This window comes from Vibrio sp. 1288, assembly GCF_033344475.1.
The window spans coordinates 1-625 of the sequence record NZ_JAWPOX010000708.1; the positions used below are offsets into that span (position 1 = coordinate 1).

1 protein-coding gene is annotated in these 625 nt (G+C 47.8%); it reads left to right on the plus strand.

Annotated features, from left to right (window positions below):
* Window positions 1–625: hypothetical protein (locus R8O11_RS28905; protein WP_318195082.1), on the plus strand; the 625-nt coding region annotated here is incomplete at both ends.

Genomic DNA, 625 nt, shown 5'->3' on the forward strand with positions numbered 1-625 from the left:
AGAAGTGACGATTTCTGGCTTCCCTCCTAGTTGTACCGTGTTCGTGGATGGTGTAGCGCAAACGCTCGTCGCTGGTACGTTAACATTAACGCCACAAGCCAATGAATCGGAGCAAGACTTCTCTGCTCGCGTTACTCAGAGTGGTTATGTTCAAGTTGAGTTGGAACAAGATTCCAGTACCGACTTTGATTTGAGCACAACGTTGACTGTGAAAGAGATTGACCATGAGTACGTTGATGCGGCAAATCCAGGACAAGGGATTGCAGAAGCGGTGATTACTGGTTCGGTTCACGTTCAAGTGAATCCGGTTGTTGAGCCGGAAGATACCTCTGGTGCGATAGGCGATCAAACGCGCTTGTTGGTCACAGAAAGTAATGGTACTGCGATAGACGTTGTTAAATCGGATGCGCAAGGTGCAATCGACTTTACAATCAACACCTCTGCGGGCGGTCAAGCTGGTGCAAACATCATTAAATACCAAGAGTTTGATGCTTCTTCGGATGAGGTGGTGACTGAACTGGTTGTACAGCTGCACACGACCGATCCTGCCATTCTTAACCAGCTAGTTATTATCGGAGCACTGAATGAAGGTGACGGCCGTTGGACTATCATTGATGAGGAGAAT